Origin of the sequence: Bacillus sp. ISL-39, from assembly GCF_018613295.1 — a bacterium.
Taxonomy (GTDB): Bacteria; Bacillota; Bacilli; order Bacillales; family Cytobacillaceae; genus Mesobacillus.
On record NZ_JAGGQM010000007.1, the window covers coordinates 75,968 to 97,836 of the forward strand.

The following is a 21,869-nucleotide window of genomic DNA, read 5'->3' on the forward strand; positions in this document are numbered from 1 at the left end:
TATGGATGAATTTTAACCATACGGAGAAGGTCAAGGAATATCAGGCCAGGCTGACTGAGTTCATGGATGAATACATTTATCCAAATGAGAAGGTGTATAAAGACCAAATTGACAAAAAAGACCCCTTCTCCAAAGTTCCCCCAATCATGGAAGAACTTAAGGAGAAGGCGAAAGAAAAAGGGCTCTGGAATCTGTTTTTACCAGAGAGTGAATACGGTGAAGGTCTAACCAATCTGGAATATGCACCACTATGTGAAATCATGGGAAGGTCAAGTATTGCGCCAGAGGTGTTCAACTGTGCTGCGCCTGATACCGGCAATATGGAAGTCCTTGTACGTTATGGAACTGAAGAGCATAAGGAGCAATGGTTAAAGCCTCTCCTGGATGGCGAAATCAGGTCCTGCTTCTCGATGACAGAGCCTGACGTCGCTTCCTCCGATGCAACGAACATCCAGGCAAGCATCATCCGTGATGGAGATGAGTATGTCATTAACGGAACGAAATGGTGGTCTTCAGGTGCTGGAGATCCACGCTGCAAGATTGCCATTGTGATGGGTAAAAATGACCCCGATGCCCCGAAGCATGAGCAGCAATCTATGATTCTTGTTCCTCTTGATACAGCGGGAGTAACGATTAAAAGGATTCTGCCTGTATTCGGATACGACCACGCCCCTCATGGACACGCGGAAATAGAATACAAGAATGTGAGGGTGCCTGCCTCCAATATGCTATGGGGGGAAGGAAAAGGATTTGCGATTGCCCAGGGCCGTCTTGGTCCAGGCAGAATCCATCATTGCATGAGAACGATCGGTGCGGCTGAACGGGCACTTGAAGAGATGTCAAAACGGGTTCTGCAAAGAACTGCATTTGGTAAAAAGCTTGCCGATCAGGGCGTCATACAGGAGTGGATCGCGGAAGCAAGGATTGATATCGAGCAGGCGAGACTCCTTACTTTAAAGGCAGCCTACATGATGGATACAGTCGGCAACAAAGATGCCAAGGCCGAAATTGCGATGATCAAAGTGGTTGCGCCTAATATGGCCCTCAAAATCATCGACAGGGCGATCCAGGCATTCGGAGCGGCAGGTGTAAGCGATGACTTCACGCTCGCAGCTGCATGGGCGAATATCAGGACTCTAAGATTGGCGGATGGTCCGGATGAAGTACACAAACGAGCGATTGCAAGATACGAACTGAAAAAATACTTGTAAGGAGGATTCATCAATGCATGTATCTGAACTATTTTCACTAAAAGGAAAAGTAGCGATTGTCACAGGCGGAGGCAGGGGTCTCGGGGAGCAAATCGCTATTGGATTCGCAGAGGCAGGTGCGAATGTGGTCGTTTGCTCAAGACGTGTCGAAGCATGCGAAGAAGTTAGCGGGAAGTTGAAGGAAATCGGAGTTGACTCGCTTGCTTTGAAATGTGACATCACCAACCCGGAAGATGTGAAAAAAGTAGTAGAACAGACCGTCGAGAAATTCGGCAGGATCGATATCCTTGTCAATAACAGCGGAGCTTCCTGGGGAGCGCCGGCGGAGGAAATGCCGCTTGAAGCATGGCAAAAGGTCCTGAATGTCAATGTGACAGGAACGTTCTTAATGTCACAGGCGGCGGGAAAAGTGATGCTGGAGCAAAGGTCAGGCAAGATCATCAATATTGCTTCGGTTGCAGGGCTGAAAGGGTCCAATCCCAAAGTTATGGATGCGATTGGATATAACGCAAGCAAAGGTGCTGTCATTACTTTTACAAAGGACCTCGCAGCAAAATGGGGACCGCGAGGAATTTTCGTTAATGCGATTGCACCAGGTTTTTTCCCGACCAAGATGTCAAAGGGTCTGCTTGAAAAAGGCGGCCAGGCAATTCTTGAAGGAACACCGCTGCGGAAATTCGGATCTGACACTGACCTTAAGGGTGTAGCAGTATTCCTGGCAGCACCAGCATCGGATTATATTACCGGTGATGTACTGGTAGTCGATGGCGGAACACATGTACTGTAAAAGGAGGCAGCATCCATGAACAGAGATGCAGTGATTGTATCTGCAGTCAGGACAGCAATCGGGAGGCAGGGTGGAGCACTTACTTCGGTACCTGCCCATGTGTTTGGGGCAGAGGTTATCAAAGAGGCAATCAGGAGGGCAAACGTTCAGCCTGAAATGGTCGAGGATGTCATCATGGGGAATGTCATCAGCGGAGGCGGGAACCTTGCCAGGTTGACTGCTCTGCAAACAGGACTTTCACTTGAATTGCCTGCCTTGACGATCGACCGCCAGTGCGGATCAGGTATCAATGCAGTCAATCTTGCAGCCCAGGCAATTAGGGCAGGGGCGGGTGATATCTATGTTGCTGGCGGCATTGAAAGCATGAGCAGGGCACCTTATTTAATGGATAAACCGGAAAGACCTTACAGCCCTGTGCCGCCAGGTTTCAGGAAGTCCCAGCTGTCACCGAAAGAAATCGGCGATCCGCCAATGGGAATCACAGCTGAAAATCTAGTAACAAAATATTCAATCAACAGGGAAGAACAGGATCAATTCGCGCTTAAAAGCCAGCAAAAAATGGCGGCAGCGATGGCTGAAGGCCGGTTTGACGAACAGATTGTCCCAATCACAATACCAGTCCGAAAAGGTCCACCAGTTATTTTTAACAAGGATGAGCATCCGAGACCGCAAACGACTTTGGAAGCCCTGGCCCAACTTAAGCCAGCTTTTTTACCGAATGGGTCGGTCACAGCCGGAAGCAGTTCTGGCTTGAATGACGCTGCGGCAGCGTTAATTGTTATGTCAAGAATGAAAGCACAGGAATTAGGTGTTAAACCAATGGCGGTCGTGAGGGAGCAGGCAATAGCCGGGGTGGATCCAAATATCATGGGCATTGGACCGGTACCTGCAGTCAGAAAAGTACTTGAAAAGTCTGGTCTGACTCTTGATGACATGGACATCATCGAGATTAACGAAGCATTCGCTGCGCAGGTGATCGCCTGTGACAGAGAGTTAAACATGAATCATTCTAAAGTCAATGTCAATGGCGGGGCAATTGCCCATGGACATCCATTGGGAGCAACAGGAGCGATCTTGATCACAAAAGCGGCTTATGAGCTTGAGCGAAGAGGCGGACGTTACGCCCTCATCACTGCTTGCATTGGCGGCGGCCAGGGAATCGCCACAATCATAGAACGCGAATAAATATTTCATCTAAAAGGAGGAATGGTACTTATGGCTTCTGATACGATTCCAATCAGACAAGGGGAAGAACTTGATACCAGAGCGATCGAAAATTACTTAAGGGAGCATTTACCGAATCTTCCTGAAGTAAACCTGTCGATACAGCAATTCAGCTTTGGAAAATCAAATTTAACCTACCAGCTGAAGATGGGTGACTGGGAGGCGGTTTTACGGCGTCCCCCGCTTGGTCCTGTGGCACCAAAAGCGCATGATATGGAAAGAGAATATAAAATCCTGAAAGAGATCAGCCCTCATTTCGATGCTGCTCCGGAACCTTTTCTATTTGCTGATGAAAGTGTCATCGGAAGTCCATTTTTTGTGATGGAGAGAAAGCGCGGGATTGTCCTTGACACTGATTTTCCTAAAGGCATTACGCCTGGCAGAGAGATATGCAGGTCTTTGTCAGACACAATGGTCAACCACCTTGTAGAGTTGCACAGCATTGATTATACAAAGACAAGGCTTACGGAAATGACAAAACCCGACGGCTTCATGGAAAGGCAGGTCATAGGGTGGATTCGCCGGTATGAGCGAGCGGAAACGGATATCGTTCAAGGCGTTGAGCAGTTAAAGCAATGGATGCTGAAGAATGTGTCTGAATCTGAAACGCCGGCAATTATCCATTATGATTACAAATTGAACAATGCCATGTTCAATGAGGAAATGACCGAAATGGTTGGATTATTCGACTGGGAGATGACAACTGTAGGTGATCCGCTAGCTGATTTGGGTGTTGCGATGAGCTATTGGATCGAACCCGACGACTCCGATCTTTTGAAAAAAGGGTTGGGAAAGCCTCCGGTCACGGTAACACCCGGGTTCATGACTCGTGATGAATTTTTGGAGCATTACGCAAGAAAAAGCGGCAGGGATCTGACTAACATGAATTTTTATCAAACATTTGCTTATTTCAAGCTTGCAGTCATTTGTCAGCAAATCTATTACAGGTGGAAAAAGGGACAGACGAAGGATTCACGGTTTGCACACCTTGATAAGTTTGTCAGCAGCCTGATCCAATATGCCCTTTACACTGCAGAAAAAAAATGACAGAAAGGGCTGAAGGATGATGAAGGTCCACCTTTTGCTAAAAAAAGAGGACATCGATAAACAGAAAATGGCTGACAACAAAATCGCTGTTGTTTTCGATGTACTGCTGGCAACATCTACTATCGCGTCAGCACTTCAGTTCGGCGCGAAAGAAGTAATCCCAGTCCTGGATGGAAAGGCTGCTGAACAGGAAGCTGCCGGCAGGGATAAAGACAGTTTCGTTCTCGTTGGTGAATACCAAGGAAAAACGATCGACGGGTTCCTTTCTCCAAATCCTCTGGAATTGAAAGAAAAAATTGACGGGAAATCTGTCATACTATCTACCACCAATGGGACGGTCGCGCTCAAGAATTCTGCAGAAGCCAACGCAGTATATGCTGCGTCCCTGTTGAACTGCAAGGCAGTTGCCAACCATATTATAAAAAGATATCAGGGTGAGACGATCGTAATTGTCTGCTCAGGTTCTTCCAATGAATTTAATGTAGAAGATTTCCAGGGAGCGGGCTGCTTTATTGACGCCCTCATCAAGCAATTCGGCGGCGAGTTCTTTCTAACTGATTCAGCCTATGCTGCGTACAGTTTCTACCATGGGCACAATCAAAATAGTGATGATATTTTAAAAGCCTCCCGAGTTGGACGGATGCTGAGCAAACATGGGTTTGAAAAGGAGCTTGAATTCGTTTCCCAGCAAAATATATTTAAAAAGGTTCCTATGCTTATAGATAAAAAACGGATCATCGCGGTATAAAATGATAGCGTTTACATAAAGAGGAGGAGAGTATATGCAATTAAAACCTGAAGTAAAAGCGCTTCTCGAAGCATTCGCCAACAACCCTGTTCCGCCACTTGAACAGCTGCCATTGGAGGAAGCCAGAAAGGGATTTGAACAATCTGCTAAACAAATGAGCAGAGCTGAAAAACAGGCAAAAACAGAAGACCGGAAGATTACTGGATTTAACGGAGAAATAAAGATCAGGATCTACAACCCTGCGGAAACTGGAGAGTCGAAGCTGCCAGCCATTGTTTACTACCATGGAGGCGGCTGGGTGATCGGCAACATTGAAACACATGATGCCCTCTGCCACACCTTATCAAATGAAGCTGAATGTATAGTCGTTTCTGTGGATTACAGTCTTGCACCTGAAAGCAAATTTCCAGTAGCAGTTGAAGATTCATATCTAGCTGCTAAATGGGTGTTTGATAACGCTGAAGAGCTGAATATCGATGAAAACTTTATCGCAGTCGCAGGTGATAGTGCAGGAGGAAATCTTGCAGCTGCTGTCAGCTTTCTTTCAGTAGAAAGGCAGACACCGTCGATTGCTTACCAAATGCTGTTTTACCCGTCTACAGGCTTTGAATATACGCCATCTTATGAAAAATACGGCGAAGGCTATTATTTAACAAAGTCCACAATGAACTGGTTCCGTGAACAATACCTGAACACACCAGCCGATACACAAAACCCTCTTGCCGCACCTTTGCTGATTCCTGATGATGTAACTGAAAAACTTCCGCCAGCTTTTATTATGACAGCAGAGCTTGACCCTTTATGCGATGGCGGTGAACACTTTGCCATGAAACTGAAAAATGCCGGAGTAGAAACAGAATATGTGTGCGTTCCAGGAATGCTCCATGGTTTCCTGGGAATGACTGAATTTCTGCCAGACGGCAAGAAATCAATCAAAGATGCAGCAGAAGCCTTTAAGAACAGAAGATCCCTTAAACCAGTTGAGTAAAAAAAGGAGGAATGAATGATGCCTAATCTTCATTTTGAGCATTGGCCGAAAATCTCTAAATCTCTGAAATTGCCAGAAACATCACTCTATGAAAATTTAAAAGTCAGTGCAGCGAGATATCCTGATCAGAGTGCGATCTACTATTATGGCAATGCAATTTCCTATAAGGAGCTCAATGAGGAAGTCAACGCCCTTGCAGGCTTCCTTCAGCAGAAGCTGGGAGTTGCAAAAGGGGAAAGAGTCCTGTTATTCATGCAGAACTCCCCGCAATTTGTGATCGGATTCTATGCTATTTCAAGAGCCGATGCAGTCGTTGTGCCCATCAATCCCATGCTTACTGCAGAAGAGCTGAGCTTTTATATCAAGGATTGCGGCATCAAATCCGCACTCGTCGGCCAGGAGCTTTATGACAAGGTCGAGCCGCTCGTAGGAACAACTCCATTAAATAATGTGGTGGTTGCGGCTTATTCTGATTATAAAGGGGATGGTTTCAACGGAACAGTGCCCCCGGAGGCAGAGGCAGCAAGAAAAACTTACGGCCAGTCGGGACATTTCCATTGGAAGGAAGCCATCGAGGCACATTATGAACCTGAAAAGCATACGACCGGGGCAGATGACCTTGTTGTGCTGCCTTATACTTCTGGAACAACCGGGCTGCCAAAAGGCTGTATGCATACGAACCGAACTGTGCAGGCGAATACAATCGGCGCATATCACTGGTCTAGTTCTACCACAAGTTCTGTTCATTTAACCACTCTGCCATTGTTCCATGTTACCGGAATGGTCCACAGCATGCATATGCCGATCTATTCAGGCAGCACAATGGTGCTGATGACAAGATGGAACCGCGAGGCAGCAGTTGAATTGATTCAATCGCAGGGATGCACGCACTGGGTGGCAATTGCAACAATGATCGTCGACTTCCTTGCAAATCCTAAACTAAAAAAAGAGGATATCGCAACGTTAACCTCGATATCAGGCGGCGGTGCAGCGCTCCCAGAGGCTGTTGGAGAAAAACTGTACAAACTTACAGGCCTGAGGTTTGTGGAAGGCTACGGACTTTCAGAAACAATAGCCCAAACCCACTTCAACCCGCCTGACAGGCCTAAGATGCAATGCCTTGGAATCCCGTCTTTTGATGTCGATGCAAGAGTCATTGAACCGTCAACCGGAAAAGAACTTGGGGCAGGAGAGATTGGTGAAATTGTTGTGAATGGCCCTCAGGTAATGGTTGGCTATTACAACAGGGAAGATGAGAACAGGAATTCATTTCTAAACATAGACGGCAAAAAGTTTTTCAGGACAGGGGACATAGGCCGCTTCGATGAAGAAGGGTACTACTTCATGGTCGACCGCGTCAAAAGGATGATCAATGCCTCCGGTTATAAGGTATGGCCAACTGAAGTGGAATCGTATCTTTACAAACATCCGGCGATACAGCAGGCGGTGGTTGTTGGTATCCCAGATCCAAGAAGAGGGGAATCCGTGAAGGCCTTCGTCATACTAAATGAGGGGTACGATGGTGCAGTAAGTGAAGATGAAATAATTGAATGGTCCAAACAGCATATGGCGGCGTACAAATATCCGCGTGAGGTCGAGTTCCGGTCACAGTTCCCAATGACAAGCAGCGGCAAGATATTATGGCGTAAATTACAGGAAGAAGAACGGGAAAAGGCTGAAAAGCAGGTCAGGTAAAAAAACCCGTCCAAGGCAGCTATCAAATTTTAAGGAGGATCTTGATGGAGATTTTGGTTCAACAGCTATTCAATGGGCTTACCATAGGAAGTGTTTATGCACTGGTGGCCCTTGGGCTGACTCTAGTTTACGGTATCCTTCATATCCCGAATTTCGCCCACGGTGCCCTGTATATGATGGGTGGTTATATCACATTGATGATGATGGTCCAGTATGGCCTTCATTATTGGCTGGCAATCCTTGTTTCTGTCATTGTTGTCGGACTTATTGGCGTGCTGATGGAACGATTGGTTTTTTACCCATTACGGCACGCACCGCCGATACACGACAAAATTGCGGCAATTGGAATTCTGTTGTTTCTGGAAGCTTTTGCTCAGTATGTCTGGGGAGCGGACTATCAAACAATGCCAACTCCCTATGGCCAGGTCATCCAGTTATTCGGTTTGACCTTTACTATGCAAAGACTGCTCATCATCATTGCGGCGATAGCTGTGATGGTTCTGCTTTATCTTTTCCTGAAAAAGACGTATACAGGGGCATCCATCATCGCCATGTCACAGGACCGTGACGGAGCTAACCTTGTGGGCATTAATACCAACCGGGTCGCGATGCTGACGTTTCTGATATCCGGAGGGCTTGCGGCGATTGCCAGCTCTCTGGCTGCGCCTATCAATCTGGTTTTTCCCGGCATGGGACAGCTCGTCATCTTAAAAGCATTTGTTATCATCATTCTTGGCGGTATGGGCAGCATTCCAGGAGCCATCATCGGCGGTTACATTCTAGGTTTCAGCGAAAGCCTGGGGGCAACGTATATATCAAATGATTATAAAGATATTATCGCGTTCATCCTGCTGGTGATCATTCTATCAGTAAAACCAACAGGTCTCTTTGCAAAGGGGGGACACTAGTGGTGAAGATTATCAATAAACGGAATATCATTCTGGCCCTTGTGGTTTTTGCCGTCGTTTTTCCATTTGTGACGCAAAATGACTATTTCATCCATATTATGACTCTCTCTTTCATCTGGATGATTGGTGTCTACGGCCTTAATCTATTGGCCGGATATACAGGGTATCTATCATTGGCACATGCTGGTTTTTTTGCTGTTGGTGCGTATTCCCTGGGACTTTTGACAGTAAAAGCGGAGATGAATTTCTGGCTGGCTTTTGTTCTCGCCCTGATCATCACCAGCATTCTTGGATTTTTGGTTGGATTGATTGCACTAAGGACAAAAGAGCACTTCTTTGCCATTTATACGCTTTGTGTAGGGTATATCCTTTACCTTGTCATTGATAAGTGGGACAGCTTAACAGAGGGCGTCCGAGGACTTATTGGGATTCCGGCACCGTCAAATATCGGACCGATTTCCTTTGAAACACCCTTATCACAATATTACCTTGTCCTCGTCATCCTGCTTGTTGTCATCCTGATTGTTTACCGAATTGTGCATTCCCTTACAGGAAGGACTTACATTGCAATACGCAATAGTGAGGATCTGGCGCAAACCATCGGTATATCCACTATGAAAAATAAACTTGAAGCATTCGTACTCTCAACTTTTTTTGCAGGATTATCAGGAGCACTCTATGCTTCATTCATCCGCTTCATCGGCCCTGATATCGGCAATATCGTCATCACATTTGATTTGCTGACCTACCTGTTGATTGGCGGAATCGGCACGCTTTCAGGTCCCATCGTGGGGACTGTTTTGGTCGTCTGGATATCACAGCAGCTGCAATTTCTCCAGGATTACCGCATGCTTATTTTTGGGCCGATTCTTACACTGCTGGTGATCTTTTACCCCCGAGGTATTGCAGGTTCGATTGCTGGATGGAATGCAAAACGTGCTGAGAAAAATCTTGCACAAGCCCAGCTGGACGAACGGTTTTCACAAAGCACAATTGCTGCAGAAAATCAGGTGAAGGAGGGATAAGGATGTTCCTTGAAACTAAGAGTCTAACAAAGAAATTTGGCGGGTTAACAGCAGTTAATAATGTTGATTTTTCAATTGAAAAGGGTAAAATCAATGCCATCATCGGACCTAATGGTGCCGGAAAGTCTACTTTTTTTAATTTAATCAGCGGCTTCCACCCTCCGAGTTCAGGCAGCATTATGCTGAAAGGTCTGGATATCACCAATATGCCTCCTAATAAAATAGCTGAATTGGGAATCGCGCGCACCTTTCAAACAACCAATCTGTTTGAACAGTCCTCTGTACTTGACAATGTAATCGTCGGTCACAGGTTAAGAACAAAATCAAATTTGCTGGATGCGGTTTTTAGATCAAAGAGGTTGAAAAGAGAAGAAGAACAATGCCGCGAAAAAGCTCTTGAAGTGATTCGTTTTACCGGTCTGGAAAAGGTTGCCGGGAAATTGGTTGGCAGCTTGACTCAGGAAGAGAAAAAGCGGACGGCCTTTGCGCTGGCCCTCGCGACAGAACCAGAGATTGTTTTTCTTGATGAGCCTGCGGCCGGCGTCAACCCTGATGAAACCGAGGGGCTGGCTCAATTAATGAAGAAAATGGTTGATATCGGGATTACTGTCTGTCTTATTGAGCACAAAATGCAAATGATCATGAAGCTGGCAGATAAAATCATGGTTCTCAACTACGGAGAGAAAATCGCTGAGGGTACAGCGGACGAAATCAGGAATGATCCCGTTGTCATCAAGGCTTACCTGGGAGGGAGCGCCAGTGCTTAAACTGCAGGATGTTTCAGTAAAATATGGAAGCTTCACAGCTGTCCATCATGTTCAACTTGAGGTTCATCCTGGTCAAATCGTTGTTTTACTAGGGGCAAACGGGGCAGGGAAAAGCACTATTTTCAAGACGATCAGCGGGCTGCACAAACCATCTACTGGAAGTGTCGAATATGAAGGCGAAATCCTTAACAAACGCTCTCCTGATAAAATTGTCCAATCAGGCATTGTCCAGTGTGCAGAAGGACGCAAACTGTTCCCTTCAATGAAAGTAGAGGAGAATTTGAAGATGGGAGCCTATGTCCATAGAAAGCACAAGAAAGGGATAAAGCAGTCGATGAAACACGTATTTGAACTTTTCCCTATTTTAGAAGAGAAGCAGGATGATATGGCTGGTTCACTTAGTGGGGGACAGCAGCAAATGCTTGCGATTGGCAGAGCGCTCATGGCAAAACCGAAGCTGATGCTTCTCGACGAACCTTCGATCGGACTCGCTCCGTTGATTGTTGAACAGATGTTTGATGTAATTAAGACCATCAATCGGGAGGGCACCACGATTCTGCTTGCGGAACAAAATGCCAATGCTGCGTTGAAAATTGCCGATAAAGGATATGTTTTTGAAAATGGGGCTATTGTGCTGGAGGGTACTTCAGAGGAGCTGTTCGCAAATGATGAGATTAAGAAAGCTTATATAGGTGCTTAATACAACTTCTGTCTATAGGGAGGTGGTTGCGAAGCGGTTTATGATGATATTTCTGAATATTAAGAAAACAAATTAAGGGGGAAAGCAAATGAAGAAGTCTAAACTGTTATTAGTCTTAAGTGTGATGTTTGCTTTGATTTTCAGCCTTGCCGCTTGCAACAACTCGAAAAAAACAGATACAGGAGGAACAGATGCTGAAGCTCAATCAGGAGAAGGAACGATTAATATTGGATATACAGGACCGTTAAGCGGACCTGCAGCCTTTTACGGAGAACGTACATTGAATGGCGTAAAAATGGCAGCCGAAGAAATTAACAATGCTGGCGGAGTCGAAGTAAATGGCAAGAAATATAAATTCAATGTCGTCTCCCTGGATGACAAATATTTGCCAAATGAAGCTGGAGCGAATGCCAAGAGACTGATGCAGGAGAACAAAACGCCGATTATTTTCACACCGCACAGTGGCGGAGTAGCCGCAATGCAGGTGTTTAACCAGCAGGAAAAATTCATCATTGGCGCCTATACAAGTGAACCTAAGGTAACAGAAGGCGGCAATAAATTAACGGTCAGAATACCTCCTCGTTATGATGGCTATCTTGAGCCATTTACAAATTATACAATGGAGAAATTCGGCAAGAAAATCGCCTTCCTTCCGACTGCTTCACAATACGGGAAGGATTGGGCAGAAAAGCTGCAGCCTCACTGGGAAAAGGCGGGCGGTAAAGTCGTGTATAACTCTTCGATCGACTTCGCGAAGGATACTGATTTCTTCACGATCATTACAAATGCACTGAAGGAGAAGCCTGATGTATTATTTATTGGCGGACCGTCCGAGCCAACTGCAAAAGTTGCCAAACAAGCGAGAGAACTTGGCTTCAAAGGCGGATTCATTGTCATGGACCAGGCAAAGTTCGATGAAATGAAGAAGGTTACCGGCAGCTACGATGTCCTTAATGGAGCAATTGGAGTTATGCCGCTTGTTGATTCTGACAGTCCAGGTATTCCAGAATTCGTGAAGAATTATCGTGCCAAGTATAATGAGGACCCCGGTTCAGAAGCTGGCTTGAATTATATCGCGATGTATGTTTTTGCGGAAGCGATAAAAGCGGCAGGCTCTGTAGACGACCCTGAAAAAATCATGGCGCATATGCAGGATGGCCTGGATAATCTGCCAGAAGACAAGAAAGTATATGTCATTCCAAAGATTGACCCGAACGGCGGATTTGAAGGCGAACTGATTGTTGCAGCGATTGAGGACGGAAAAGTCGTTCCGATCAAGGCTGAATAAAAAGTACTCCAAGGACCGACAGGAGTGTTAGCGGCTAAATTGTTACAGGTCTCCTGCCAGTTTATTATCATTACAACCCATAATACTGGCATGGTACTCGCAATTAGCACGATCTGCTGGTCAACCCGTTTTTGTTTTATAGCTAATGAGCGGCAAGACAGCTAATGCTAGAAGCGGCAGTTTAAAAGGAACTGCCGCTTTTTCATTGATTTCAGGTTTTCCGGAGTCTTACAATAGGAAGTAAAATAAACCTTGGGTTATATTCCTGAAAGGAGATTCCTCATGAATCATAGTATTGGCATAGACGCTGGAGGAACTTTAATAAAAATAGCTTATGTAGAAAGGGGCAGAATGCATTTTCGAAAGCAGTCGGTCAGTGAAATGGATGATGCTTTTGAATGGTTGAAAATTCTTTCCTCAAACAAGACAATCGTCCTGACAGGCGGGAGAGCAGGTAAAATTAAAAAAGATTTTTTTCCTGAAGCAGAGATTGTCGATGAATTTACGGCAGCATGTGAAGGTGCGAATTATTTAATGATGAAAGAAGGCTTGAATATTGGCGAAAAGTCCCTGCTTATAAATATAGGTACAGGCACTTCATGGTTTAAAATTGAAGGGGAACATTACGAGAGGGTTTTTGGCAGCGGAGTCGGCGGTGGTACTTTTATGGGATTTGGAAAACTTTTAGCCGATTGTAGTGATTTTCCAAGTCTAGTGAGTTTGTCTGCATCAGGAGAAAGAGGAAGCGTGGACCTGCTGGTGAAGGATATTTACCATCCAGAAGAACCCCCGATTCCTGGCGATTTAACTGCGAGCAACTTCGCAAAGTCAGAAGCAGTCATCTCAAGCTCCTCGGCTGATAAAATGGCCTCAATTTTGAATATGGTTGCAGAAACCATAACACTCCTAACTGTACAAACAGCAGCTAATCACGAAACAAAAAAAGTCATTTTCATAGGAAGTACGCTGGCAGGAAATAAGCCATTGCAGGAAAGCCTGGATTTTTATTGTAAAATGTCAGGTCTCGATCCGTTTTTTCTGCAAAACGGGGAATTCAGCGGAGCAATTGGAGCAATGCTGAACAAGTAGCCCGATTTGTTCAAATTTTCATTGCTTGAACTATTGTTATTTTAAAGTTAGAGTTATTTTATACATATTAAAAGAAGGTGTCAGCATTTGAGCAAGAGGTATTTTACCATCGGGATGGCTGGACATATTGACCACGGGAAAACGTCACTAACTAAAGCGCTGACGAACGTGGACACCGACCGCCTTAAAGAAGAAAAAGAACGGCAAATTTCCATTGAACTTGGCTTTGCGCCATTATATGAAGATGAGGAACTTCAAATTTCCGTCGTGGATGTGCCCGGACATGAGCGTTTCATCCGCCAGATGATTGCCGGTGTTGCTGGAATCGATCTTGTAGTACTGGTAGTTGCAGCTGATGAAGGTGTCATGCCTCAAACAAGGGAACACCTGGATATTCTAGGGTTCCTGGGAATACGTTCAGGTATTATTGCAATTACCAAGATTGACCGGGTTGAAGAAGAATTCGTTGAACTTGTGAAGGACGACATCCTTGGTGAACTTGAAGGCACAGTATTTGAGAATGCCCCTTTTATGATGGTTGACAGTCTATCTAAAAAAGGAATCCATGAATTAAAAGAATTGATCATAGAAACGCTGAAAGAGCAGGATATGCGTGATGCCAAGGGGGCATTCCGGCTGCCGATTGACCAGGTATTTACGGTCAAAGGACAAGGTACCGTTGTCCGAGGGACTGTTTACGAAGGGACAGTTGAAGAGGGGCAGTTGTTAAAAGTCCTGCCATCCGGACTTGAAGTCAAAGCGCGTCAGCTGCAAGTTCATCATCAGCCGGCAAAAACCGCATATGCAGGGCAGAGGGCAGCCATCAATCTGTCCGGTGTTTCAAGAGATGATCTGGAACGTGGTGAAGTCCTTGTTTCATCTGAACATTTTATCGTAACGAATACGATTGATGTCGCAATCAGAGTGGTTGAGGACCTTGAGCATTTGGTAAAACAAAGGACGCCTATTAAGTGTCATATTGGCACGGCTGAAGTAATGGGCCGGATAGTCTTTTTTGACCGAAATGAACTAAAAGAGGACAATGGGGAAATCCTTTGTCAGCTGCGTCTTGAGGAAAAAATCGTCACGAAGCGTGGAGACCGGTTCATCGTCCGCAGGCCAAGTCCGCAGGAAACGATTGGCGGCGGATGGGTAATTGATCCGCGTGGAAATAAATATCGATTTGGTCAGCAGACGATTCAAGAGCTGGAGAAAAAGAAGGCAGGCACTCCTATTGAACGAATTAACGCCGCTTTATATGAAGCGAAGAGTTTATCTGTCGAGGAACTGATAAAGCGAACTGCTCTTGATGAAGGATCGATTTTGGCCAATATGAGTGATGATCAATTCGTCCAGATTTCGAATAAGGAATACGCTCTTGCAGCTGTTGTCGAAGTCATTGAAGAAGATATCAAGGACCGGCTGGAAGATTATCATCAGGAAAACCCTATGAGAGCTGGGATAAACAAAGCAGAATTGCTACAATCACTGCAAAAATCTTTTTCTAAAACCCTGCTGGAATTCATTATCGATAATGGAATCAACAAGGGGTTATTTAGAAGGAAAGAACAGTATATTTACCTGGCAAACTTTGTACCCCATGTCCCGAAAAACTGGGAGAAGCGTACAGAGAATATGCTTAACGAACTAAAGTCAGATGGCCTAAAAGTTGCTTATCTGAACGATTATATAAAAAATGCCGGAATCCCGGATTCCATAGCAGTTGAGTTGAAACGGTTCCTAGAAGACCAGGGTGAGATTGTCCTGCTTGATGATCAATATGCCTGGTACGGAGCTCTTTTTGCGGATGCAGTTGAGAGACTAAGAAAACATACAGGGGATGAGTTTGAGGTATCCCAGGCTAAGGAAGCAGTGGAGTTATCGAGGAAATACATGATTCCTTTCCTGGAGCGTCTCGATGCACTTGGATATACCAGGCGAGTCGAGAACAAGAGGGTATGGAAGAAATAATTCAGGTGATTTAACATTGGTTGTTGCCCTTAGAGCATTCCTGCAAACACAGCCTTCAAGTTGTAGTCATCTTTTCGAGGCAGCTGCTAAATGCTATTAAAGCAGCCGTAGTTTTGTCCGTACCTGAGTAGACTTCGGACAACTTAAGGTCAATCATTTTGTTCAATCTTAAACAGCAGATCCTCAGGGATCTGCTGTTTTCCTCATGTTAAAGTTACAAAATATTATTTAACTCTCTGTGGATTTAACTTGCAATGGAGGAGGTATTAGCCAACCTTTAGTTTTATTCAATTTGAGCATCTTAGCTCCGAATGTCGCTTTGGCCATATGGAACTGCCCATACATTACTGCAATGTCCTCCCTGATGGCTTGACCAATCATCGTGCTGGCAGCAACTAAGCCTTCTGCAACATCCTTCGAAACAGCTGCCGCAATTTCAGGATCACTGAATCTTGCCCCAGGAGGGATATCTTCCAGGTGGGCAACCGGGCGTTCCGGCAGCGCAGGAGGAAGGCCAATCCCATTTGCTTTAAGTAATTCCTCAACCTGCTTGTTTTCATCCTGCATTGTTTCAATGGCTTCCTGAACAAGCTTTTTCAGATCCTCATCACCGATATGATTGATAAACGTCTGGTAAGCTGCAATTAGTCCGTGATTGACGGATAGATGGCTCCATGTGCCGTATACCTCACCATAATGCATTGGTTCATCTTTAGGATTACCGCTTAATATACCCATGATTGCACTCCTTATCGTTTCTATATTCATGTTATTTCTCCTTATGAAAGGAAGTTGGTCCCATTGATTATTTTGGTTTACACAAAGGTATTTATACCTTAATCCAAATGGAAATTTATACATGTTGTAAATGCAGTCAATTTTAATGGATGATATCCAGCCGGAAATCGAGAAGATTATTCTAGAGGGTAACAATGGGGAGTATAATGCCGAAATCATAACAAGCAATAGCAGGAAATACTGGTACCATCAATCTGATGTTGTAAATGCCCAAAGCTTTGCGACTAAAAATCTCTGCATATTCAACAGAAGGAAAATTAATATATAAAGATTACCTAGGCTTGGAAGAATGAAAAGGAGCTTGGTTTTTCCCAAGCTCCTCCTCATTCACCGAAAAAACCTTCATAAATTTTGCTGAGGTCTTCCCTTAGCTTTTCAACCTGGACAAACCTGGCTTCCCTTAAATACTCTCGCCCATCTGCATAGAGGACGAGCACGGGAACGGTGAAGGCCATCAGGAAACCCGCAATTTCTTCGACCTTTCCAGCATTGACCAGACCGGTTTCAATTTTCGGAAAATCTTTCATCACTTCCTCAACCTGAGGAAGCAAACCATGGCAGACGCTTCAACTGTCGGTTAATACATAAATAAAGCTTAACTCATTGTCACTAATCAAGCTTTTAACCTCGTCCATCGACATTAATTCTTTCAACTTATTCCACCTCCTTATCTTTTTTACCCAATAAAAAATAGGTTAGCCTTATGTTCTTTAATCATACTAAAAAAAGGGTATTGGGTATAATAATTAGGAAGGAGTGAGAGTATGGAAAATTCATGGCATGAGCGTTTTAGCTCTGAACAATATGTTTATGGTGAAGAGCCGAACCTTTTTATAAAAAAGCAGGCAAACAGGCTGGAGAAGGAAAAAAAAGTGGTATGCTTCGCGGAAGGAGAAGGCAGGAATGCTGTTTACCTTGCCAGACAAGGTCTTGAAGTTACAGCCTATGATTATGCGCTGAATGGCTTAAAAAAAACTGAAGCACTGGCTGATCGTTATGGAGTCGATATCACAACAAAACAAAAAGATTTAATCCAAGATTAGGTCCCAGTTGAGGAATTTGATGCAGCCATTATGGTTTTTGGCCATTTTTCCAAGCAAGACCAAAAAACAGTATTTGATAAATTAGTATCTGCTGTTAAACCTGGAGGCATAGTGATGCTTGAAGTGTATTCCGAGGACCAGGTAAGATATGGTACAGGCGGTCCAAAAAAAATAGATATGCTATACGATCCAGCAGACCTTTTACAATGGCTGAAAGGGTTTAAAATAATGCATTTCTTTTACGGAGAACAGGAACGAGTTGAAGGTCAATTGCATACCGGAGTAGGCCATGTGATCCAGGTTATTTTGGAAAAATAAAGATTTTTACATTAAGCGATTCTTCTAAAAAGAAGGTCGCTTTTTTCTGTTTTTACAAGGATTTTCCAAAGATTTGTCGAATTAACTATAAAGGTGGAATGAAGGGAAAAAGGTCATGAAATTTAAAATTGATAGAGACAGTTTTTATGAAGCATTATCTGAATTAAGCAGAAGTATATCAGCTAAAGCAGAACCGCAAATCATGAATGGGATGAAAATGACAGCTCATGCTGAAGGGTTGACTCTTATTGTCAGCAATCATTTATTTTTTGTTGAGAAAACCATCCCGTTCGGGGCTGAAGGGAAGTTGACTGTTAATGAAACAGGAAGCGTTGTGGTTCCTGCCAAATATTTAGTTGAATTGGTGAAAAAGCTGCCAGAAGAACTGACGGTCGAGTTAATTGATCTGCATAAACTATCAATCAAGACTGAGGAAATCTCTGTAGTGTTGAGCAGTTTCGACGTTGAGGCATATCCTAACACTCCAGTACTGGTCCATGGTAAGAGTGTCAAAATACCTGGCCTTCTTTTAAAAGAAATGATAAGCCAAACGGCGTTTGCTGCTTCGTCAATTGATACCCGCCCAGTTTTGACCGGGTTGCTGGTCACTTTACAGGAAAACAAAATCATCTGTGCAGCCACTAATTCCCACAGATTAGCGATGAGAGAAAGCGAAGTTGAAATTGATATCGAAGGTTCCTATGTGATACCGCTAGCATCAGTTAAAGAATTTATGAGACTATTCAACAGTGCTAATGACTTGATTACTGTATATGTTAGTGAGAATTATCTCGTATTTAAAACTCTTAATCTGGCAATGTACACAAGATTAATTGAAGGAAATTATCCTAATCTTAACAGTCTCATCCCAGCACATCCAAAGACAATGATTACAGTCCACACATCCAAATTTTTAAAAGGAATCGACCGCGCCAGTTTATTTAACCGGGAATCAAGGAACAACAACGTTAAATTGGAATTAATAAATGGAAGCACCGTTAAGATTACCTCCTATTCCCCGGACTTTGGAAAAATTGAAGAAACACAGCAAATCATTGAATTATATGGTGATAAGGAATTATCACTATCGTTGAACAGCACCTTTTTAATCGATGCGCTAAAAGCTTTTACGGAAGAAGAGGTTACGTTGAACTACTCGGGGTCGATGAGGCCGATATTGATCAAGCCAAATAGCAACAAGCGTCACTTCCACCTTATTTCACCGGTGAGAGGATAAATAACAGAGTATTGGGGAGGTATGTTATGAAAGAAACAATACATAGTTATGAGGATTTATTAACAATGCTAGATCATCTTCTGAAAGAAGAAAGTCAATTTAATTGGGATAATTTTTACTCTGACCGAGAAAGAAAAGTACCTTTTTTTGAAAACCATCCCGACGAGAATTTAGTGGAATATATCGAAATGAAGAGACTTGTGGCGGGCAAAGTGCTGGACTTAGGCTGTGGACCCGGAAGAAATGCAATCTATCTGGCCAGGAATGGCTTTCAAGTGGATGCAGTCGACCAATCTTCAGAAGGACTGGAATGGGCTAAAGAAAGGGAAAAAGAACAAAAGGTACAAGTGAATTTTATTCAACGAAATATTTTTGAAATGGAAATTGAAGAAGGTACATATGATCTTGTCTATGATTCAGGGTGCTTCCACCATATCCCGCCACACAGGAGGATGAATTACATAGAGTTGGTTAAGAGAGCTTTAAAGCCTGGTGGTTTATTCGCGCTAACCTGCTTTGTCGAGGGGGGTGAGCTGGGCGGAGCAGCTATTTCTGATTGGGAAGTGTATAGAGGTAAAAGCATGCGAGGCGGTTTAGGATTTACTGCTGAAAAACTTACGAGGATTTTTCACGAATTCACAGCGGTTGAAATCCGGAAAATGAGTGATATGGAACATGAGACCAAACAATTTGGAAACTCAGCGTTAATAGCTGCGTTATTCAAAAAAGAAACTTGAGCTCATTGTCCCTGAGTGGAGAAAGGTAATGAAAAGAGGTGTTCAAATGATCGCTGAACAAAGATGGGAAGATTTCTATTGTGATGAGGTATTATCCGGCAATACCCAGGTGGAAAAGGTGTTTGAAACGGAGCACACTCTCGCGTTTTATCACACTCGGCCATATTATGAGGTACATATTATTGTCATTCCCAAAAAACATATTTTATCTTTTTTATCAGTATCCAATGAGGAAGCCGAGATAATGAGTGATGTTCTTCAGGTAGTAAAGCAGGTTGCCTCTAAGCTAGAAAAGGAGTATGGGGCCTGCACGCTTTCTACGAACATTGGAAACTACCAGAGCAATAAGCATATGCACTGGCATGTCCATTTCGGTGCGAGGGTACGTGACGAACAAGGACGATTGCTACATGGTCACGAAACAAAATAATGGTTTTAAATTGAAAGAAATTCTAGAAATAAAAGAAATGGATATGTGGCAATACCAGCCGCTGGCAGGATCGTATGCCATTATCAAGGTGAAGGGGAGATACCTGATTGGATACAACTCCTTCAGGCAGCAATGGGAAGTTCCGGCTGGAAAGAGGGAGAAAGGTGAAACACCTTTAGATTGCGCTCGAAGAGAACTTCTTGAAGAAACAGGACAATCCGTCGTTGATCTTAAATTTGTTGGCCTGGCATGGGTGAAAAATCTTCTGAACGGAGCCGAAAAGTTCAATCCGTTATACTATTCGACAACTGATTCTCTGCGCCCCTTCCAACAAAACGAAGAAATGTCTGATATAAGACTCTGGGACCTTAAAGACGCTGTACACATCGACCAGGTAGATTTGGCAATATTAGATTATGTGAGTCTATTAAAATCAAAGGGGTTAAAATGAAAAAAAAATTAAATTTCCCTCAGGTGCTTTTCACGAGCTTTTTTGTCGCTACAATCCTAACCTTTTCCAATCATATCATTACTTGGGAAAATAAAATTCACTCTGGTATTTTTGCGTTTATTATCAGTATAGCTGTTTTCAGTATCTCACAGAAAATATTTAAAGTTTAATTGAAAAAGGACTTAAGGCTAGGTCCTTTTCTGTTGTAAGTGAACTGTTTATATAAAATTGGCATGGCAGTGGATGGCTGCCTTGGAAAAAATTCATGTGGATGGCAGAAGGAGAAGAAGACTTATGCTAGCAGCAGGAATTCATGGTTTCATCCTTGCTTTCGGGCTGATCCTTCCGTTAGGAGTCCAAAATGTGTTTGTCTTCAACCAGGGATCGATACACAAACAATATAGGAGAGTATTGCCCGTTATTCTTACAGCTTCGATAAGTGATACACTCTTGATCACTTTGGCTGTTTTAGGAATATCGGTAATCGTTCTGCAGATTGCCTGGCTGACTGCATTGCTTTTAACAGCTGGGATACTATTTTTAATCTACATGGGTTATTTAACCTGGAGAAGTAAGCCATCTGAAGTTACAGCAAAACAGGAAGCCTTTTCCGCCAAAAAACAAATAACCTTTGCTGCTTCAGTTTCTTTGCTAAACCCACATGCGATCATGGATACAATCGGAGTGATAGGAACGAGTTCACTGACATATTCGGGACCTGCGAAAATCACCTTTGCTCTGGCCTGTGTTTTAACTTCCTGGATGTGGTTTTTCGCCCTTGCTTTTGTTGGCCATCAAGTGGGGAGGTTAAGGAAGTCAAATGGTTTTCTCGATATCTTAAATAAGATATCCGCTGCGATTATGTGGGGAACCGCTATCTATTTGGCACTGACTTTTTAAAAATTAAGCTCTTCCCGCACAAAAATAGAGTTCTTCATTGAATGAAGGACTCTACTTTTATTCACCGTCTCCTCCTTCGTTTAAGATATTGGACAGTTTCCTCAAGTTCTTCTAAACGTTTGTTTTTTTCTGCTAACTGCGTTTTGGTTTGGTTCAGTTCCTCCCTAACTTCGTTCATTTCGGCAGAAAGCTGTTCAACCTTATGTTTTAAGCTGGAACTTTTGGAATCTTCTTTTTTCAATTCTGATTGATTCAAGGTTTTGGAAAGCAATGATAAAGTAGCTGGATTTAAAAAGCTTTGAGCAGATGCCACCAGTGTATCAAGTGTGTCTGCATTCAATTGATTATTCCCATCTGCTTTAATATGATCTGTTACTTTTCCCTCGTCCGGTTTTTCTGATGATTTCTTAAGGACCGCCTGTGTAAAATTAAGGATTTCATTCAATGAAGGATCTTTTTTTAAACGGTCAATATGCGGCTTGATATCATTCTCATTCATAAAATACA

General features: G+C 43.7%; 23 protein-coding genes and 1 pseudogene. 21 read left to right on the forward strand and 3 right to left on the reverse strand.

Annotated elements, in window-relative coordinates; all coding sequences use genetic code 11:
- Positions 1-5 precede the first annotated feature (5 nt).
- The 14 genes from J7E37_RS08250 (at position 6) to selB (ending at position 15,448) form a co-directional block, all read left to right on the forward strand.
- Positions 6-1,211 carry an acyl-CoA dehydrogenase family protein gene (locus J7E37_RS08250; protein WP_215023492.1) on the forward strand — a complete coding sequence of 402 codons (1,206 nt, stop codon included), beginning with the start codon at positions 6-8 and terminating at the stop codon, positions 1,209-1,211.
- Positions 1,212-1,224: 13 nt separating this feature from the next.
- Positions 1,225-1,998 (forward strand): SDR family oxidoreductase, encoded by a 774-nt coding sequence (locus tag J7E37_RS08255; protein WP_215023494.1) that lies wholly within the window; start codon positions 1,225-1,227, stop codon positions 1,996-1,998.
- A gap of 15 nt (positions 1,999-2,013) precedes the next feature.
- Positions 2,014-3,183 carry a thiolase family protein gene (locus tag J7E37_RS08260; RefSeq protein ID WP_215023496.1) on the forward strand — a complete coding sequence of 390 codons (1,170 nt, stop codon included), beginning with the start codon at positions 2,014-2,016 and terminating at the stop codon, positions 3,181-3,183.
- Positions 3,184-3,213: 30 nt separating this feature from the next.
- Positions 3,214-4,269, forward strand: coding sequence for a phosphotransferase family protein (locus J7E37_RS08265; protein WP_215023498.1), 1,056 nt, complete (start codon positions 3,214-3,216; stop codon positions 4,267-4,269).
- Positions 4,270-4,303: 34 nt separating this feature from the next.
- Positions 4,304-5,017 carry a 2-phosphosulfolactate phosphatase gene (locus J7E37_RS08270; RefSeq protein WP_251009558.1) on the forward strand — a complete coding sequence of 238 codons (714 nt, stop codon included), beginning with the start codon at positions 4,304-4,306 and terminating at the stop codon, positions 5,015-5,017.
- Positions 5,018-5,051: 34 nt separating this feature from the next.
- Positions 5,052-6,005: an alpha/beta hydrolase gene (locus J7E37_RS08275; protein ID WP_215023500.1), complete on the forward strand. Its 954-nt coding sequence runs from the start codon at positions 5,052-5,054 to the stop codon at positions 6,003-6,005.
- 18 nt (positions 6,006-6,023) lie between these two features.
- Positions 6,024-7,700, forward strand: coding sequence for a long-chain fatty acid--CoA ligase (locus J7E37_RS08280; protein WP_215023609.1), 1,677 nt, complete (start codon positions 6,024-6,026; stop codon positions 7,698-7,700).
- Between the two features lie 44 nt (positions 7,701-7,744).
- A complete protein-coding gene (locus J7E37_RS08285; RefSeq protein ID WP_192472044.1) occupies positions 7,745-8,608 on the forward strand; it encodes a branched-chain amino acid ABC transporter permease in 864 nt (287 codons plus the stop codon).
- A complete protein-coding gene (locus J7E37_RS08290; RefSeq protein WP_215023502.1) occupies positions 8,608-9,633 on the forward strand; it encodes a branched-chain amino acid ABC transporter permease in 1,026 nt (341 codons plus the stop codon). Before J7E37_RS08285 ends, J7E37_RS08290 begins: the two co-directional genes overlap by 1 nt.
- Positions 9,634-9,635: 2 nt before the next feature.
- Positions 9,636-10,400 carry an ABC transporter ATP-binding protein gene (locus J7E37_RS08295; protein WP_215023504.1) on the forward strand — a complete coding sequence of 255 codons (765 nt, stop codon included), beginning with the start codon at positions 9,636-9,638 and terminating at the stop codon, positions 10,398-10,400.
- The gene (locus J7E37_RS08300; RefSeq protein WP_251009559.1) at positions 10,351-11,100 is read left to right on the forward strand and encodes an ABC transporter ATP-binding protein; all 750 of its coding nucleotides are present in this window, start codon (positions 10,351-10,353) and stop codon (positions 11,098-11,100) included. The genes J7E37_RS08295 and J7E37_RS08300 overlap by 50 nt, the downstream gene beginning before the upstream one ends.
- An 88-nt stretch (positions 11,101-11,188) precedes the next feature.
- A complete protein-coding gene (locus J7E37_RS08305) occupies positions 11,189-12,388 on the forward strand; it encodes an ABC transporter substrate-binding protein (protein WP_214778892.1) in 1,200 nt (399 codons plus the stop codon).
- A gap of 282 nt (positions 12,389-12,670) precedes the next feature.
- The gene (coaW, locus tag J7E37_RS08310) at positions 12,671-13,477 is read left to right on the forward strand and encodes a type II pantothenate kinase (protein ID WP_215023508.1); all 807 of its coding nucleotides are present in this window, start codon (positions 12,671-12,673) and stop codon (positions 13,475-13,477) included.
- Positions 13,478-13,564: 87 nt separating this feature from the next.
- Positions 13,565-15,448: a selenocysteine-specific translation elongation factor gene (selB, locus tag J7E37_RS08315; protein WP_215023510.1), complete on the forward strand. Its 1,884-nt coding sequence runs from the start codon at positions 13,565-13,567 to the stop codon at positions 15,446-15,448.
- Positions 15,449-15,676: 228 nt separating this feature from the next.
- Here the strand turns inward: selB and J7E37_RS08320 are convergent, their stop codons facing one another.
- A complete protein-coding gene (locus tag J7E37_RS08320; RefSeq protein WP_215023611.1) occupies positions 15,677-16,186 on the reverse strand; it encodes a DUF3231 family protein in 510 nt (169 codons plus the stop codon).
- 145 nt (positions 16,187-16,331) lie between these two features.
- Here J7E37_RS08320 and J7E37_RS08325 point away from each other — a divergent pair, with 145 nt between their 5' ends.
- On the forward strand, positions 16,332-16,514 hold the full coding sequence (locus J7E37_RS08325; RefSeq protein ID WP_215023512.1) for a hypothetical protein: 183 nt from the start codon (positions 16,332-16,334) through the stop codon (positions 16,512-16,514).
- Between the two features lie 55 nt (positions 16,515-16,569).
- On the opposite strand, the gene J7E37_RS08330 is transcribed toward J7E37_RS08325, so the two are convergent.
- A complete protein-coding gene (locus J7E37_RS08330) occupies positions 16,570-16,773 on the reverse strand; it encodes a YbbN family protein (protein ID WP_215023514.1) in 204 nt (67 codons plus the stop codon).
- Positions 16,774-17,010: 237 nt separating this feature from the next.
- Here J7E37_RS08330 and J7E37_RS08335 point away from each other — a divergent pair.
- The 6 genes and pseudogenes from J7E37_RS08335 (at position 17,011) to J7E37_RS08360 (ending at position 21,362) form a co-directional block, all read left to right on the forward strand.
- Positions 17,011-17,607 (forward strand): annotated as a pseudogene (locus tag J7E37_RS08335) (class I SAM-dependent methyltransferase).
- A gap of 115 nt (positions 17,608-17,722) precedes the next feature.
- The gene (gene dnaN, locus J7E37_RS08340; protein ID WP_215023516.1) at positions 17,723-18,844 is read left to right on the forward strand and encodes a DNA polymerase III subunit beta; all 1,122 of its coding nucleotides are present in this window, start codon (positions 17,723-17,725) and stop codon (positions 18,842-18,844) included.
- 26 nt (positions 18,845-18,870) lie between these two features.
- Positions 18,871-19,581, forward strand: coding sequence for a class I SAM-dependent methyltransferase (locus J7E37_RS08345; protein ID WP_214778900.1), 711 nt, complete (start codon positions 18,871-18,873; stop codon positions 19,579-19,581).
- Positions 19,582-19,609: 28 nt separating this feature from the next.
- Positions 19,610-20,011: an HIT family protein gene (locus tag J7E37_RS08350; RefSeq protein ID WP_251009560.1), complete on the forward strand. Its 402-nt coding sequence runs from the start codon at positions 19,610-19,612 to the stop codon at positions 20,009-20,011.
- Positions 19,992-20,462: an NUDIX domain-containing protein gene (locus J7E37_RS08355; protein ID WP_215023518.1), complete on the forward strand. Its 471-nt coding sequence runs from the start codon at positions 19,992-19,994 to the stop codon at positions 20,460-20,462. The genes J7E37_RS08350 and J7E37_RS08355 overlap by 20 nt, the downstream gene beginning before the upstream one ends.
- 294 nt (positions 20,463-20,756) lie before the next feature.
- Positions 20,757-21,362 (forward strand): LysE/ArgO family amino acid transporter, encoded by a 606-nt coding sequence (locus J7E37_RS08360; protein WP_215023613.1) that lies wholly within the window; start codon positions 20,757-20,759, stop codon positions 21,360-21,362.
- 61 nt (positions 21,363-21,423) lie between these two features.
- On the opposite strand, the gene J7E37_RS08365 is transcribed toward J7E37_RS08360, so the two are convergent.
- Positions 21,424-21,861, reverse strand: a complete 438-nt coding sequence (locus J7E37_RS08365; RefSeq protein WP_215023520.1) for a hypothetical protein — start codon at positions 21,859-21,861, stop codon at positions 21,424-21,426.
- Positions 21,862-21,869: the final 8 nt, after the last annotated feature.